Source organism: Exiguobacterium sp. 8A (assembly GCF_902506275.1).
GTDB classification, from domain to species: domain Bacteria; phylum Bacillota; class Bacilli; order Exiguobacteriales; family Exiguobacteriaceae; genus Exiguobacterium; species Exiguobacterium profundum.
Genome location: NZ_LR733630.1, coordinates 1,289,489 through 1,305,544, shown reverse-complemented (window position 1 = coordinate 1,305,544; position 16,056 = coordinate 1,289,489). Strand labels below are relative to the sequence as shown.

Here is a 16,056-nt window from a genome sequence, read left to right as displayed (position 1 = left end):
ATTTTTGCGAAAACGGTTGCATCAAGAGAACGTTTTCATTTATAATAGAAATCGAACAAGTGCAACCGTTTGCATCATTGACCAAACGTGCGACGGGTACTTGTCAAGTTCCCTAAATGTAGTCTGACGACACAAGCATTTGAAGGAAAGGCGGAAAGCATGTATGTCAACGATTGAAGCAGTGATTTTCGATTTGGACGGTGTCATCACTGACACGGCAGAGTACCATTACCTCGCTTGGAAGCAGCTCGGTGAAGAGCTCGGAATTCCATTTGACCGCGAATTCAATGAAACGCTCAAAGGCGTGAGTCGGACTGAGTCGCTTGAGCGGATCCTTACGCTCGGCGGTAAACAAAACGATTTCACACCGGAAGAGAAAGCAGAACTCGCACAAAAGAAAAACGAGCACTACGTTGAACTTATTCAACATATCTCATCCGACGATCTTCTTCCTGGTATCGTTTCATTCCTCGATGAAATCAAAGAGGCGGGACTCAAAATCGGAATGGCTTCTGCTTCAAAGAACGCATTTGCGGTCGTTGACGCACTTGGGGTCCGACATTACTTCGACCATATTGTCGACGCAGCAACTGTCGCCCAATCAAAACCACACCCCGAAGTGTTTTTGAAGGCCGCTTCTGCCCTTGGCGTGAAACCCGAACTCGCCATCGGCGTTGAAGACGCGGCTGCCGGTGTAACTGCAATCAAAGCGGCAAATATGTTTGCTGTCGCCGTTGGAGAAGAATCGATGCTTGGTCATGCAGACCTCATCGCCGCTTCTACTGACGATCTGTCACTTGAACGCATCCTCGAACGCGTTCATGTGTAAATGACTACAATCATCTTCCGTGAGACGGCGACTGCCCCGAACAGTCGCCGTCTTTTTTGAGCCTAAAGTCCTAAATAGACAGAATTGCCCAAAAAGAGATGACAAACACATTACAAATCCGTTACACTTTTATAGAAGATATAGAGGGATTATTAGGAATTACTGATTTAAATTAGGGAATTCCAAATTATAATTGGATGTAGAAGGGGATTTGTGTATGGAATCTACGAATGTCAATGACCACATTTATCGAGAATTGATGGAAATTGAGGAGTCGTATCGCCAATTGCAACGACGTGCCGAGTATTTGATTGCGGAATTGAGTCGAGATAGAGAAGATAAGGACTCCATGACTGATGCGTCAAAACGCCTACGTCCGCGCCGTGTGAACCAGCGTTATCCGCTCGAGGTGTACGTTCATCAAGTGACGGATCTACTGAAAGAGCGTCAGACGATGAGCGTGCGTGATATTCAAATGGAACTTGAACTTCGTTACCGTCATCACATCAGCAACATTTACCAATTGATGGTGAAAATTGAAGGTGTCAACCCGGAAATCAAAAAAATTGGTCGCGGCTTGTATACATACGAACCGACAGAAGAAGTGGCAGCGACACTTTCATGATCCAGAGCTGATGGGGAACGCCTCATCGGCTTTTATTGTAAACGGACTGATATCCACTCCTCGATTCAAAATGTGATATAATTCGCCAGAGTCTATTTTTTTGAGAGAGGAACTGTCGGCCCATGCTATGGATTGCCATGTTGGTCAGTTTTGTGATGGCCATCTTGATTACACCGCTCGTTCGTCGATTCGCATTTTTCATCGGTGCAGTCGATCATCCGAACGCACGAAAAGTACATTTACGGACGATGCCACGAATCGGGGGTCTCGCGATTTTTATCGCATTTTTCATCGGCTACGCCTTGCTGCTTCCGACGAGTCGATATAACGACGCTATCTTGATTGGCGCTGTCGTCATTCTCCTTACCGGACTGATCGATGACCGGTTCCAGTTATCAGCCCGTGTCAAGTTGATGGGACAGATGATTGCGACGGTCGTTGTCTTGAACTCGGGGATGCGAATTGAACTCATCAATCTTCCGTTCGACCAGCAACTCTACCTAGGGTCATGGAGCATCCCGATCACCGTCCTTTGGCTGATTGGGATCACGAATGCCATCAACTTGATTGACGGTCTCGATGGTCTCGCCGCCGGTGTGTCGAGCATCGCCCTCGGGACGATTGCCGTGTTAGCCATCATTCAGGGGAACGTCTATTTGACGATGATGGCGCTCTTGCTTCTTGCGAGTACGCTCGGGTTTCTCGTTCATAATTTTTATCCGGCGAAAATCTTTATGGGCGATACGGGAGCACTGTTCCTCGGGTACATGCTCGCCGTCTTCTCGCTCATCGGGTTTAAGAACGTGACATTGTTCTCGCTCGTCGTCCCGGTCCTCTTGCTCGGGTTGCCGATCTCGGATACAATTTTCGCCATCGTGCGCCGGCTCGTCCAAGGGCGACCGCCGATGTCGCCGGATAAATCGCATATGCATCATCAGTTGATCGATATGGGCTTCACGACACGGCAAGCCGTCTTGCTCATGTACGGGATGACCTTGTTCTTTGGCATCTCATCCATCTTGTTCGCCAAGACGACGATGCTCGGTGCGGTCATCACGTTCATCGTCGTGTTGATTGTCATTGAATTGATCGTGGAATCAACCGAACTGATTCATCCAAATTATAAACCGATTATTCGCACGTCCCGACGACTGCTCGGTCGACCGCGAACCTAAAAAATAGCCAGTATCGCCGCGCGATACTGGCTATTTTTGTTTTAGTACGTGATTGTCTCAGTCATCGTATCGTCTGTTTCGTCAGTTGATGGTTCATCCGCTGTAACGGGCATGCCGAGCTCCGTCTGGAGAAGGGCCTGGGCGTCACGAAGGTCAGCCGGGTCGATTTCATAATAGTAGACCCCGTTCAGCGTCAGGTCCGTCCCTTCAAGTGTTTCGCGGTTGAACGACTTCAGCGATTTTGCGTAAGGCTGAAGTTGTGAGGCCTCTGACAACGTCATGTTCGTCCGGATGTTCTCGCCGACAGCATTCATGATCCGGTTCAGCTTCGTAAACGAGTTGATGGTCGTCGCCTCATTGATGATGGCCTCGATAACTTGCTGTTGTCGACCGGCTCGACCGATGTCGCCGGCAGGGTCTTGCTTCCGCATCCGGGCATAGGCAAGTGCTTCTTTTCCGTTCAAGACTTGAACGCCAGGCTCTAGCTCGACATTTCCGGTCGCTTTTCCGGAGATGGGGATGAGGACATCAATCTCGACGCCACCGACCGCATCGACCAAATCTTCGATTCCATCAAAGTTGATGGTCGCATAGTAATCGATTGGGATGTCGAGCAGGTTCTCGACGGTCGCAATGGTCGTGTCAATGCCTCCGTAAGCGTAAGCATGGTTGATCTTGTCTTTGAACGGATCCTCATCGTCGATGATGATGTCGACATATGAGTCGCGTGGGATGCTGACGAGCGTCACTTGCCGCGATTCCTTGTTGAACGTGGCGACCATGAGCGAATCAGTCCGTCCTTCCTCGAGCGAGGCGCCGCCATCGACTCCTGCTAACAGGACGGAAAAGTGATCTTTCGTCAAGTCGATGGTCTCGTCGCGACGTTCTGACTTGTCGCCACGTTCCAACGCCTTGTTCGCGTTTTCGGCGGTTTCATTCGCTTTGAAGACAAAATAGCCGAAAGCGGAACCACCGATGAGCAATACGACACCCAACACGATGAGGACAATTTTCCAAGGTGATCTTTTCTTGCGTGGGGGTGTTTTCATGTTGTTTCCTCATTTCAGTCGTTTCTTTTAGTATAGGCGTTTCAGCGTTTGAAATCACGTTCGATGATGCGGATCCCATGAGTTTGAAGCTGACCTTGACCGTTCGTCATGTCTGTCAGCCAAGCGAGCGCCTCCTCTGTCTCTTCCACGGGTACCGAGACATGAAACGTGACGAGGTCCGCGTAGATGATGTCATCGAGCAGATAGCTAGACTGTCTCAACTCGTTTTCGACTTTCCCAATCCATGTATAGTCGACGGTGAGTGTCAATTGTTGCATCGGTAGGCGTTCGACGATGCCGACCGCATCAAGTCCTTCGCTTACAGTTCCACCGTAGGCACGAATAAGTCCGCCGCCACCGAGCTTGATTCCACCGAAATAACGTGTCACGACGACGACCGTATCTTTCAAGTGGCGTTTGCGCAACACCTCGAGCATCGGCATGCCGGCCGTACCGCTCGGCTCACCGTCGTCGTTCGCTTTTTGGTGCTCGTTCCGTTCCCCGATGATATAGGCGGAACAGTTATGGTTTGCATTCCAATGCTCTTTCTTGGTGGCTTGGATAAACGCCTGCGCCTCTTCCTCTGTTTCGACACGTTTGAAATGAGCAATAAATTTTGATTTTTGGATAACGACTTCGTATGTTCCACTTTGTTTTATAGTATAATTTGACTCAATAGACATTTCTGAAAATTCTCCTTTCTATTTTTAAATATTTTTTTTAGAATTCAAGTAGGCACATACGCTATTTATAGCGAATGGAATTATAGAAAATCTCTCATGTCCGCTACAAACCTGTTTAGAGTGGGACGATATATAAGAATAGATGAGGATTAACTACCGAACTATTAGGGGATGGCATCGTGAATCATATTACCGATCGGACAGCTTTAGAACATATCATAACAAATATGATTGAAACGGTGACGGAAAGTAAAGAGGAGATTGTCCGTATAACCGAAAGTTCTGCAACTGAATATTCAGCAATTCAAAACGAGTTAAAAGAATTGACGGATAAAATCGAGTTCTACATCGAGGAGTCCGATCGACTCGACCGACTCGTGAAAGCTGCAAAGGCCAAGCTCGTTCAAGTCAGTAAAAAGTTTCATATACATAGTGAACAAGAAATTCGCGAAGCCTACGAACGGGCAAATCAAATGCAACTCGAACGTTTTCTTGTCCAAAAAGAAGAGATGGCGGCACAGCAACGCCGGAACGACTTAGAGCGTCGTCTGCTCATCTTAGAGGACACGATCGAACGTGCCGAAAAGTTGATTGGTCGCGTGAGTGTCGTCTTGAACTTCTTACGGGATGACTTACAGCAAGAGTATTCGGACATGATGAAAAAACAAGAGATGGCCATCGGCGTATTCGAAGCGGCTGAGCGCGAACGGCGCCATCTCGCCCGCGAGATGCACGATGGTCCAGCGCAATCGCTTGCTCATATTCTGATACGGGCCGACCTGATTGAAAAGACATTTGATAAACGAGGAAAAGATGAGGCATTTGCCGAATTACATGAATTGAAAAAGCTAATTCGTGGGGCGCTCGTCGACGTCCGTCGTTTGATTTATGATTTACGTCCGATGTCGCTTGATGATTTAGGCTTTTTGCCGACGCTCGAGCGCTATCTCCATCAAACGGAGGAGTATACGGCAATCAAAACACGTCTCAACTATCGAGGGTCGCGTGCGCGATTACCGGAGAAGCTGGAGATTAACGTGTTCCGTCTCGTTCAAGAATCGGTACAAAATGCGATCAAACATGCAAAAACAGCCGAAATCATCGTCAATGTCGAGCAAGCGAGCGACGTGATTCACATCCACGTCCGCGACTATGGCATCGGGTTTGAACCGAGCGCAATTGGCGAAGAGTCGTTTGGGATTGTCGGAATGCGCGAACGAATTGAATTGGTGAACGGAAGCATCACCATCGACTCGGAAGTCGGCAAAGGGACAGTCGTCCGGATGTCGATTCCGATTCCGTGAGAGAACAAGGGGGAAGACATACATGGAAATGACACAGACACGCATTGCGATCGTGGATGATCACGAACTGTTCCGCGAGGGATTGAAGCGGATTTTTGATTTGGAGGATGAATTTAAAGTTGTCGCCGAAGGGCGTACGGGACGCGAAGCAATCCGCATCGCTGGCGAGCAAAAACCGGAAATTCTAATTATGGATATCAACATGCCGGACATGAACGGAATCGAGGCGACGAAGCAACTGTCACTTCTTTCACCAGAGACACGTGTCCTCATTCTGTCAATCCATGATGATGAGTCGTATATCACACATGCGCTTGAAGCGGGGGCATCAGGGTTCTTATTAAAAGAAGTCGCATCGACAGAATTGATCTCGGCAGTCCGTGCCGTCGCAAAGGATGGGGCGTATCTTCATCCGAAAGTGACAACGAACGTACTGAAGGATTACCGCCGTCTCTTACAATTCAAAGGGGAACAGGCGGGACGTGGCGTCGAGAGCCGTACAGATGACCCGGTCTATCAATTATTGTCGCGCCGTGAGGTCGAGGTGTTGCACCTTCTCGCTGACGGTCGCTCGAACCGAGACATCAGTGACATGCTGTTTATCAGTGAGAAGACGGTCAAAAACCACGTCTCCTCCGTACTTCGTAAAATGGACGTGAACGACCGGACGCAAGCCGTCGTGGATGCGATTCGCCGGGGTTGGGTCGAGATTTGAGCGTCACCGATGCTTTACCTCGTTTTTGTGTTACAATATGGAATGGAATCCTAACATAATTGGAAAAATGAAACGACGTAAAGTGAGGATATAGTATGGGAAACATTGCGATTTTAACCGACAGTACCGCCTATCTGTCGGATGATTTTTTGGCGCGACATGACGTCCATGTCGCACCACTCAGTGTCATCTTCGATGGTGCGTCGTACCGCGAGTCGATTGATATGTCGACCGAGGCGTTTTACGAGCGTATCGAGGCAGGGAACCTGCCGACGACGTCGCAACCGGTCATCGGTGAGACGGTTGAATTGATTGAGAGCTTGCCGGACGATGTGACAGACGTGATTGCAATCACGCTCTCGAGTGGGATTAGCGGAACGTACCAATCGATGGTCGCGCTAAATAACATGGTCGATGTGACGGTTCATGCGTTTGACTCAGAGATTTCGTGTATGCCGCAAGCGTTTCTTGTCGAAGAGGCTCTTCACCTCCGTGACAACGGGGCGACACCAGAAGAAATCATCGCCCGACTTGAAGCGGTCCGTGATTCGATTCGCGCGTACTTCGTCGTCGATGACCTTGACCATTTACAACGCGGCGGACGATTGAGTGCGGCGCAAGCGCTCGTCGGATCGTTCTTACAAATCAAGCCGGTCCTTCATTTCCAAGATAAATTGATCGTCCCGTTCGAGAAGATTCGGACATACAAGAAGGCCGTACGCCGAATCGAAGAGATGATGGACGAATCGATTGTCGGAGATGGGGAAGGGTACTGCATTGGTATCATTCACGCCAACTGCCCGGAGCGTCAGGCGGAAGAGATCGCTTCGATGAAGCAGAAGTTCCCGAAAGCACATATCTCGGGAAGCCATTTCGGTCCCGTCATCGGAACGCATCTCGGACCTGGTGCAATCGGCATCACATGGTATCGTCGCGAATGGTAAGAGAGACGACCGTCTAAGGTCGTCTTTTTCAATGGAGGAGGGAATGAAATGGCGAAATATCGCCAAATCTTTGAGCGTCTGGCAGAAGAGATGCGAAATGGCACGAGACCCGCTGACTCAAAGCTTCCGTCTGAAACCGAGTTGATGCATCAGTTCGAGGCCAGCCGGGGGACGGTCCGGAAAGCGCTCGATCTTTTACAGGAGAACGGGTATGTCCGGAAGCATCATGGAAAAGGCGTGTTCGTGTTGAAACGTGACCAGATCGAGTTTCAATTCAATGGCATCGTCAGTTTTTCAGAGGTCTACGCGAGCATGCTCGGTCGTTCCATTCAGACCCACGTCGCTTCGTTCGAAGAGATAGAAGCCCCGACATGGCTCGCCGAACGGATGAACTTAGCGCCAGGGACGCATGTGTTTCGCATCGAACGGGTTCGAAACTTTGACGGGGAGAACGTTATCTTAGATATCAACTATTTCGTCAAAGATCTCGTCCCCGGTCTGACAGAAGAGATTGCGGCTCGATCGATTTATGGATATATCGAAGATGAGCTTGGGCTACAAATCAGCTATGCGAAACGGAAGATTGCAGCTGAAGACGTGACGGAACTTGACCGGAAACGGCTCGACTTGCATGACTATGAATACGTCATCGTCATCACGAACGATACGTTCTTATATGAAGGACAACAATTTGAATATACGGAGTCGCGTCACCGATTGGACAAGTTCCAGTTTAGCGACGTCGCCCGTAGGTAAACCTCTTTCGTACAGGAAGGGGTTTTTTGTTTGTCCTAAGTCAAAATAGGGGAATTTTAACAGTAAATCACGACGCAAAACTTTCATGTTTAACTTATCTATATAAGTTGTTGACTTAACTTATATAGATAAGTTATACTTTGTTTGTACTCATAAGTAACCGTTTTCATTTACAGTTTTCAAACAAAGGAGGACATTCAACATGAAGGCAGATTATCGTCAAATTGCCGCTGAGATCTTAGAAGCGATCGGGGGCAAAGACAACGTGGACAAGGCCGCGCACTGTGTGACGCGTCTCCGTCTCTCCCTCAAGGATCAATCAAAAGTCGATGAGGCACGCGTGAAAGAAATCGACCTCGTCAAAGGGGCGTTCGAGAACTCCGGCGTGTATCAAATCGTCATCGGAGCCGGCGATGTCGATCGCGTCTATACCGAGTTCATCAAGCTCGCTGGACTTGAGGCGGCGACGGTCGCCGAGGTCAAATCCGCGGGCGGCAAAAAAATGAATCCGCTTCAAAAACTCGTCAAAGTCTTCTCTGACGTCTTTATGCCAATCATTCCAGCCATCATCGTAGCCGGTCTCCTCATGGGGATCAACAACTTACTTGCATCGGAAGGTCTCTTCATCGAAGGACAGACGCTCATCGAGGCGTATCCGAACTTACAAGGACTTTGGGATCTCATCAACATGATGGCGAATACGTCATTCGTCTTCTTACCGGCACTCGTCGGTTGGTCGGCGACGAAACGATTCGGCGGGAGCGAAGTACTCGGGATCGTCATGGGTCTCTTACTCGTTCACCCGGACCTCTTGAATGCATGGGGCTACGGAACGGCAGCACTTGAAGGAGATGTCCCGACGTTTGATATCCTCGGACTCTTCGAAATCGAGAAAGTCGGCTACCAAGGTCAGATCTTGCCGGTACTCGCTGCTGCCTATATCTTGAGCCAAATCGAGATGTTCTTGAAAAAACGTGTACCGAACGCCATCCAACTCTTGGTCGTTCCAATCACAACAATCGTTGTCACAGGATTCCTCGCACTCGCAATCGTTGGACCGGTCACTCGTGGAATCGGGAACGTGATCGCGACAGGACTCGTCAACACGTTCGAAGCCGTACCGGTCGTCGGGGCACTCCTCTTCGGATTGTTCTACGCACCGCTCGTCGTCACCGGGATGCACCACTTGTTCATCGCCATCGACCTTCAGTTGATCGCAGATACAGGCGGTACGTTCATCTGGCCGATGATCGCACTCTCAAACATTGCTCAAGGTTCGGCCGCACTCGCGATGTTCTTCGTCTACAAGCACAACGCGAAACAAAAGAGCATGGCATCGACTTCAGCCATCTCGGCTTATTTCGGAATCACAGAGCCGGCCATGTTCGGGGTCAACTTACCAAATAAATTCCCGTTCTACTCAGCTATGATCGGGTCGGCAATCGCTGCTATCTTTATCACATTGAACGATGTGCAAGCAATCGCCATCGGTGTCGGAGGACTCCCTGGATTCCTCTCAATCTTCACAGATAAGATCCTTCTCTTCATCGTGGGCATGGTCATCGCGATCATCGTTCCGTTCGCGCTCACTTTCATCTTGTCGAAGCGTTACATGAAGAAAGGTGAACTTGAAGAAAACAAAGTCGCATAAGTAATGACTCGGGAGGGAGGGACGGCAGTTCTTCCCTCTTTCCTATTGAAATGAAAACTCTTACAAAAAGGAGATGTCGTTGATGACACAGAAAAATTGGCGCAAATCAGTCGTCTATCAAATTTACCCGAAAAGTTTTTACAGTCCGGAAGGGAACGCGACCGGATCGATTAAAGGGGTGACGGCGAAGCTGGATTACTTGGCAGAACTCGGCATCGAATACATTTGGATGACGCCTGTCTATCAGTCACCTCAACACGATAATGGCTATGACGTGAGTGATTATTATGCCATCGACCCGTCTTACGGAACGATGGAGGACCTCGACGAATTGATCCGTGAAGCAGAGGCGCGGGGCATCGGCCTCATGATGGACATCGTCGTCAACCACTCTTCGACCGAGCACGAATGGTTTCAAAAATCATTGGCGGGAGACGAGCGGTACCGTGACTACTACATCTGGCGCGACGAACCGACGAACTGGGAATCGAAGTTCGGTGGGAATGCGTGGGAATATGATGAGAAGAGCGGACAATATTATCTCCACTTGTTCGACGTGACACAAGCTGACCTGAACTGGGAGAATGAACAGATGCGCGAGGACGTCTACGAGATGATGCGGTTCTGGCGTAAAAAAGGAATCAAAGGATTCCGTCTCGACGTCATCAACCTCATTTCAAAAGAACAGAACTTCCCAGAAGACATATCGGACGGTCGCAAGTTCTATACGGACGGTCCACGCATCCACGAATATTTAAAAGAAATGAACCGAGAAGTATTTGATGGGCATGACGTCATCACGGTCGGGGAGATGTCTTCGACGACGCTCGATCACTGCGTACGCTATTCAAACCCGGACGAGAACGAGCTCAGCATGACGTTCAGCTTCCACCACTTGAAAGTCGACTATCCGAACGGCGAGAAATTCGTCGCGGCGCCGTTCGATTTCATTCAATTAAAAGACATCATGTCGACGTGGCAACGTGGGATGCACGGAAAAGGATGGAACGCCATCTTCTGGTGCAACCATGACCAACCACGTGTCGTCAGCCGTTTTGGGAACGACACGAACCACCGCGTCGAGAGCGCGAAGATGCTTGCGACAGTGCTCCACGGCCTTCAAGGGACGCCGTACATCTATCAAGGGGAAGAAATCGGGATGACGAACCCCGGCTTCGACTCGCTCGATGAATATCGGGATATCGAAACGCTCAACATCTACAAGTTGAAGCGGGAAGAGGGTGTGTCGCATGATGACATGATGGCCGCCATCAAACAGAAGTCACGCGACAACTCGCGAACGCCGATGCAGTGGGATGCAACGACACATGCCGGCTTCACGAGCGGCACACCATGGATCAACGTGGCGCCGAACTATGAGGACGTGAACGTTGAAACGGCGCTTCGTGATCCGAACTCGGTGTTCTACCACTACAAACACTTGATTGCATTACGAAAAGAACTTGACGTTTTGACGGACGGAGACTACACGCTTCTTACTCCTGATTCGCTAGACGTTTGGGCATATACACGGAAGACGGACCGAGAGGAGCTACTCGTCGTCGCCAACTTCTATGGAATTGAAACGACGTACACGATTCCAGAAGGATTCGAGCGGGTGAACGTCGTCAGTCACAACTACGACGTGCCTGAGCTCGACGGAATGTCGTTGTCTCTTCGTCCATATGAGGCGATCATGTTCTATAAACAGATTTAACAGATGGGACCCGACTTTTTCGTCGGGTCCTATTTGTGTAGTAGACCTATGTTGTTTTTGATAAGTTGAATCGTATTTACATAGGTATTTTGGTAGCGTGATGACAAAAAGGAGTCAGGTTATGGGAGAACTTATTGTCGCACCGAAAGGAAAAAGAGCCATCCGCTTCGGCATCTGCCAACGCTGTCTCAGCACGCACGTCCGGACGTTCACTTGTCATCATGGACGCTGTGCCTATTGCCGAAATTGTTTGTACCTCGGGCGTGTCTGCCGATGTGATTTTCTACAGGAACGGGACATCACAACTCCAACCGAGACGACCGAATTGACGATGCCATTCGAGCTCGTCCCAGACCAAAAGCGGGTCGCGAACCAACTGCTCACGTGGTGGGACGAACGGAGGACGGGACTTGTGCATGCGGTGTGTGGCGCTGGGAAGACCGAGATGACGTTTCCCGTGATTGAGCGTGTCGTCAATGAAGGGAAGCGAGTGTTGGTTGTCTCTCCGAGGAAAGATGTCGCCATCGAATGGGTCGAACGATTAGAACAGGCGTTCACAGTCCCTGTCACTAAACGATATGGAGGGGGAGAAAAAGACTCCATTGGGATGATCACGGTGGCGACCGCACCGTTACTCATGAATTTACGTGACGTGTTCGATTATGTGCTCGTCGATGAGTCCGATGCCTTCCCGTTTGCCTTTGATGTGGCACTTTGGAATACAATCCGTCGGGCCGGGAGAAATGTCTTCTTATTTATCACGGCGACCCCGACCGTTTGGCAACAATTGCTTCCGAAGGTTCATCTGTCGCGGCGCTATCACGGATTCGATTTGCCGGTCCCGACACTTGTCAAACAGTCCGACGAACGACTCCTAGACTTCTGTCGACGTCACGCCTTGAAACCCCGTCTCTTGTTTGTGCCGACGAAGCCTGATTTGGAGCGATATGAACGTCAGTTACAAGAGGCAGGTATCACGTGTCAAACCGTTTCTGCTGACACGGAAGAACGGTTGGATACACTCCATTGGCTTCAAGAAACGAAAGGGATCGTCCTTGCGACCTCAATCTGGGAGCGAGGGATGACGGTTCGCGACGTGCAGGTCGCCGTGGTTGAAAGTGAACATCGTCTCTTCTCGACGCGGGGTCTCATTCAGATGGCGGGTCGGGCGGGGCGAAAACCGGACACACCGACAGGAGAGGTCTGTTTCTTTTACAAGGAGCGGACATTCCGACAAGATGTTGCCATCCAGAAGATCAGGGAGGCGAATCGGCGATGAAATGTCTTCTTTGTCATGAGTCGATGACCGTCCCGTGGACACCTGCCACGTTATGGCGACGGGACTGGGTGTGTCCCTCTTGCGAGTCGAAACTGACGCCGCTCGGGACAGGTTGCCCACGCTGCGGTCAACCAAATGAGACCGGTGAGACGTGTCCGGACTGCATCCGCTGGCTCGCACTCGGTCTCGACTTGACCGTCCGGTGCCTGTACGCGTACGATGATGCAGGAATTGACTGGCTACATCGATATAAATTCAGCGGGGATGTCGTCATTGCCTCATCGGTTGCCCCAGCGCTTCGGTCATTGCGTTCATCTGGCGTGACCTATGTTCCGATTCCGTTGAGTAAGGAGCGACTTCAGACACGTCGTTTCAATCAGGCCGAGGTGCTCGCGCGATATATCGGTCCGACGCGGCAGATTCTCGAAAAAACGGAGGTTTCAAGTCAACGTGAACTCGGGAAAGAAGGAAGACGACACCGAACGAACCCTTTCACTGTACCAACTTCAGTGAAATATGGGAAAATCATTCTTGTAGACGACGTCTATACGACAGGAACGACCCTTCATCAGGCGGCATTTTCGTTGCGACAGGCAGGTGCATCAGAAGTTTCTGCGATTTGCTTGTTTCGGGCGCTAAACAAATCAAAATCGCGTCCGATATAAAGGGCAGAGGTGAAACCAATGGATGCAGCAACTTGCCAAATGTGTGGGCGCTTGTTTATGAAACAGGGACGTTCACCGTACTGTCCATCATGTAATGAAGTCGATTATAAAAACTTCTTGAAAGTCCGCGATTTCATTCGTGAACCAGCCAACAAACAGACGACCATCGGAGCCCTCGTCGAAGCGACAGGTGTCTCTGAACTTGATATCACGCGATACATCCACGAAGGACGCTTGATCATCAAAGACAATCCGGCGCTTGCCATCAGCTGCGTCCGTTGTGGTCGGCCTACGAATGAAGGAAAAATCTGTTCGAACTGCCAGAGAGAAATGCAGAAGGAACTGTCCAGTCTACAGGAGATGCAGGAGGGCTTGGCGAAAAAGTCGAGTATCCGCGCTTATCGTTTGGATTAACATCATGAAGAGGGGGAAGACGCATGCGCATCGATTCAGCCAAGTGGGTACACTTACCAAACACTTATGAAAAGAAAACGCAAGTCGAGCCGAAGCCCGCGCAATCAAGCCAAACGGACCAATTGTCAATTTCGGCGGAAGCTCGCGCCCGGTTTGAAGAACCGGTGAAACATCCGGACCGTCTCGCTAAAATCGACGCTTTAAAAGCGGAGATTGATGCAGGCACATATTCACGGGACGCGCGCGAAATCGCTAAACGCTTTCTACAAGGATGAATGGAAGCGAGGTCCGTTTGAGGCCTTCGCACTGAATAACACGGCACGGAAGCTGACTAAATAAGGGGTACCCCTTTCTTTAGTCGGCTCTTTTTTTGAAAAAGGAGAGACTCATGCTCACATTACATAAACGGTTACTCGAATTGGCTTACGCAAAAGAACAGCAACTCATTCAAAATGACATGGTGGCATTTAGCACGCTCGTCAAAGAAGAAGCGAAACTCGTCCGACAAATTTCACAAAAAGAAGCGGAACGACTTCAAGGGACGTATGAATTGGACGATGAAGAGATAGAGGAATTGAGACCGGTCTTGTTCGAGTTAAAGCGACAGAACGAATTGAACGCGACGTTGCTCGAACAATCCCTTCGTTATATTACTTGGCATCTGGATATGCTCATGCCGGAAGCAGATGATTTTACATACGGACAACAAGCGTTCGAAACACGCTCGTTCAGCCGTGACGTTTAAGGAGGAAGTGGAATGGGTTCAACATTTATGGGATTAGAGACGGCACGCCGCAGTCTCTCGACACACCAATGGGCGCTTCAAGCGACCGGGAATAACGTGGCGAACGCCTCAAACCCTGGCTATTCGCGCCAACGACTCACACTCGGGATGACCGAACAGCTCTCGGTCAACTTCGGCGGGACCAAAGCCGGACAATTCGGGACAGGTGTACGCGGGGAGACGCTCGCCCGAATTCGCGATCTTATGATCGATCAACAGTATCGTGACGAGTCGGTGAAGAACGCCTTCTATGCGACGAAAGAAGCCGCGTTCGGTCGGATGGAAGACATCATCAATGAACCGTCTGAGAACGGACTCGCTAAATCGCTCGACTTGTTCTGGGCATCACTTCAAGACTTGTCGGTCAACCCGGACGATACGGGTGCGCGAAGCGTAGTTCGGCAACGAGCATTGACGTTGGCACAGACATTTAACTATATGTCTTCATCATTGACTAAAGTACAGGATGACTTAAAGACCGAAGCAGGGGTCGTCACGAAAAAAATCAATGATTTGTTGACGAAAATCAGTGACGTCAACCGTCAAATCGGTGATGCAGAGCCTCTTGGTGTTCTGCCAAATGAATTGTATGATGAGCGCGATCGCTACATGGATGAGTTGTCGCAATACATTGAGTTCGAACGTGTGCCGGTTGATTACACGAACGGCGAAACACGTGGGAACTCGCAACGTGTTGCAGAAGGACGAATCGATATTCGTGTAGTCGTCGGTGGTACAGAAGTAAAACTCGTAGACGGTCTTTCGGGCGGAGTTGGGAAATTTGATGGGATGACCATGACCGATGCTGCAGGTACGAATACATCGATGACACATGCCGACATGCCTAACGGAAAATGGAAAGCACTTGTTGAAATGTACGGAAGTGCAACGGGTCCAGAGGCAATCGACGGGGCATTCACCAACATGCTCAAGGACTTAGATGAGATGGCGAACGTCTTCGCATCAGCATTTAATGTAGCGCATGGAACAAACATGGACGCGGACGGAAATGCCGGTCGAACTGACTTTTTCGTGGGTACTACTAGCGCCGCTACCATTACAGTGAATCCTGATTTCATGAAGAACTTAGATCTAATTGCAGCATCTAAGGACGGGAACATCGGGGATGGAAGTGGTGCTCTCGAACTTGCGCAATTGAAAGAAAGTGCGCTTAACTTTGCGGGTTCGGTTACGACCTCAACCTCGATCGGCAAGTACTATCAAAATGTTATCGGAAACATGGCAGTCGAGGCTAGCCAAAACGCGAACTTGGCAAAGAGTACATTTGCTCTCTTAAGTAGTTCGGACCAACGTCGGTTATCGGTCAGCGCAGTCTCGCTCGATGAAGAAATGACGATGATGATTCAATATCAACACGCTTATAATGCGGCGGCTCGAAATATCACAGCTGTCGATGAAATGTTAGACAAAATCATTAACGGCATGGGTGTCGTAGGGAGGTAATG

17 protein-coding genes are annotated in these 16,056 nt (G+C 49.8%); 15 read left to right on the top strand and 2 right to left on the bottom strand.

Features of this window, described 5'->3' with window-relative positions; genetic code table 11:
- Positions 1–163 precede the first annotated feature (163 nt).
- The 3 genes from pgmB (at position 164) to GVY42_RS06680 (ending at position 2,629) form a co-directional block, all read left to right on the top strand.
- A complete protein-coding gene (gene pgmB, locus GVY42_RS06690) occupies positions 164–829 on the top strand; it encodes a beta-phosphoglucomutase (RefSeq protein ID WP_159562682.1) in 666 nt (221 codons plus the stop codon).
- Between the two features lie 217 nt (positions 830–1,046).
- The gene (locus GVY42_RS06685; RefSeq protein WP_074036184.1) at positions 1,047–1,454 is read left to right on the top strand and encodes a hypothetical protein; all 408 of its coding nucleotides are present in this window, start codon (positions 1,047–1,049) and stop codon (positions 1,452–1,454) included.
- Positions 1,455–1,576: 122 nt separating this feature from the next.
- Entirely contained in the window at positions 1,577–2,629 is a 1,053-nt protein-coding gene (locus GVY42_RS06680; protein WP_012726994.1) for a glycosyltransferase family 4 protein, read from the top strand.
- Positions 2,630–2,670: 41 nt separating this feature from the next.
- Here the strand turns inward: GVY42_RS06680 and GVY42_RS06675 are convergent, their stop codons facing one another.
- Together GVY42_RS06675 and GVY42_RS06670 are read right to left on the bottom strand one after the other, a co-directional pair.
- On the bottom strand, positions 2,671–3,678 hold the full coding sequence (locus GVY42_RS06675; protein ID WP_159562681.1) for an LCP family protein: 1,008 nt from the start codon (positions 3,676–3,678) through the stop codon (positions 2,671–2,673).
- 41 nt (positions 3,679–3,719) lie between these two features.
- Positions 3,720–4,361, bottom strand: coding sequence for a YigZ family protein (locus tag GVY42_RS06670; RefSeq protein ID WP_159562680.1), 642 nt, complete (start codon positions 4,359–4,361; stop codon positions 3,720–3,722).
- A 179-nt stretch (positions 4,362–4,540) separates the two neighbouring features.
- On the opposite strand from GVY42_RS06670, the gene GVY42_RS06665 reads away from it, so the two are divergent.
- The 12 genes from GVY42_RS06665 (at position 4,541) to flgK (ending at position 16,054) form a co-directional block, all read left to right on the top strand.
- Positions 4,541–5,665: a sensor histidine kinase gene (locus GVY42_RS06665; RefSeq protein ID WP_196431028.1), complete on the top strand. Its 1,125-nt coding sequence runs from the start codon at positions 4,541–4,543 to the stop codon at positions 5,663–5,665.
- A 22-nt stretch (positions 5,666–5,687) separates the two neighbouring features.
- Complete coding sequence (locus tag GVY42_RS06660) at positions 5,688–6,380, top strand: response regulator transcription factor (RefSeq protein WP_159562679.1); 693 nt, start codon at positions 5,688–5,690, stop codon at positions 6,378–6,380.
- A gap of 95 nt (positions 6,381–6,475) precedes the next feature.
- Positions 6,476–7,324, top strand: coding sequence for a DegV family protein (locus GVY42_RS06655; protein WP_159562678.1), 849 nt, complete (start codon positions 6,476–6,478; stop codon positions 7,322–7,324).
- 48 nt (positions 7,325–7,372) lie between these two features.
- Positions 7,373–8,080, top strand: a complete 708-nt coding sequence (gene treR / locus GVY42_RS06650) for a trehalose operon repressor (protein WP_159562677.1) — start codon at positions 7,373–7,375, stop codon at positions 8,078–8,080.
- Positions 8,081–8,282: 202 nt separating this feature from the next.
- Positions 8,283–9,731, top strand: a complete 1,449-nt coding sequence (gene treP / locus GVY42_RS06645) for a PTS system trehalose-specific EIIBC component (RefSeq protein WP_159562676.1) — start codon at positions 8,283–8,285, stop codon at positions 9,729–9,731.
- A gap of 82 nt (positions 9,732–9,813) precedes the next feature.
- Positions 9,814–11,448 carry an alpha,alpha-phosphotrehalase gene (treC, locus tag GVY42_RS06640; protein WP_201302248.1) on the top strand — a complete coding sequence of 545 codons (1,635 nt, stop codon included), beginning with the start codon at positions 9,814–9,816 and terminating at the stop codon, positions 11,446–11,448.
- 121 nt (positions 11,449–11,569) lie between these two features.
- Complete coding sequence (locus GVY42_RS06635; protein WP_159562674.1) at positions 11,570–12,727, top strand: DEAD/DEAH box helicase family protein; 1,158 nt, start codon at positions 11,570–11,572, stop codon at positions 12,725–12,727.
- The gene (locus tag GVY42_RS06630; RefSeq protein ID WP_159562673.1) at positions 12,724–13,392 is read left to right on the top strand and encodes a ComF family protein; all 669 of its coding nucleotides are present in this window, start codon (positions 12,724–12,726) and stop codon (positions 13,390–13,392) included. Before GVY42_RS06635 ends, GVY42_RS06630 begins: the two co-directional genes overlap by 4 nt.
- Before the next feature lie 57 nt (positions 13,393–13,449).
- Positions 13,450–13,806, top strand: a complete 357-nt coding sequence (locus GVY42_RS06625; protein WP_236548937.1) for a flagellar protein — start codon at positions 13,450–13,452, stop codon at positions 13,804–13,806.
- Between the two features lie 23 nt (positions 13,807–13,829).
- Positions 13,830–14,081: a flagellar biosynthesis anti-sigma factor FlgM gene (locus GVY42_RS06620; RefSeq protein ID WP_074036202.1), complete on the top strand. Its 252-nt coding sequence runs from the start codon at positions 13,830–13,832 to the stop codon at positions 14,079–14,081.
- 113 nt (positions 14,082–14,194) lie between these two features.
- Positions 14,195–14,551, top strand: coding sequence for a flagellar export chaperone FlgN (gene flgN / locus GVY42_RS06615; RefSeq protein ID WP_074036203.1), 357 nt, complete (start codon positions 14,195–14,197; stop codon positions 14,549–14,551).
- A 12-nt stretch (positions 14,552–14,563) separates the two neighbouring features.
- Positions 14,564–16,054 carry a flagellar hook-associated protein FlgK gene (gene flgK, locus GVY42_RS06610; RefSeq protein ID WP_159562672.1) on the top strand — a complete coding sequence of 497 codons (1,491 nt, stop codon included), beginning with the start codon at positions 14,564–14,566 and terminating at the stop codon, positions 16,052–16,054.
- Positions 16,055–16,056: the final 2 nt, after the last annotated feature.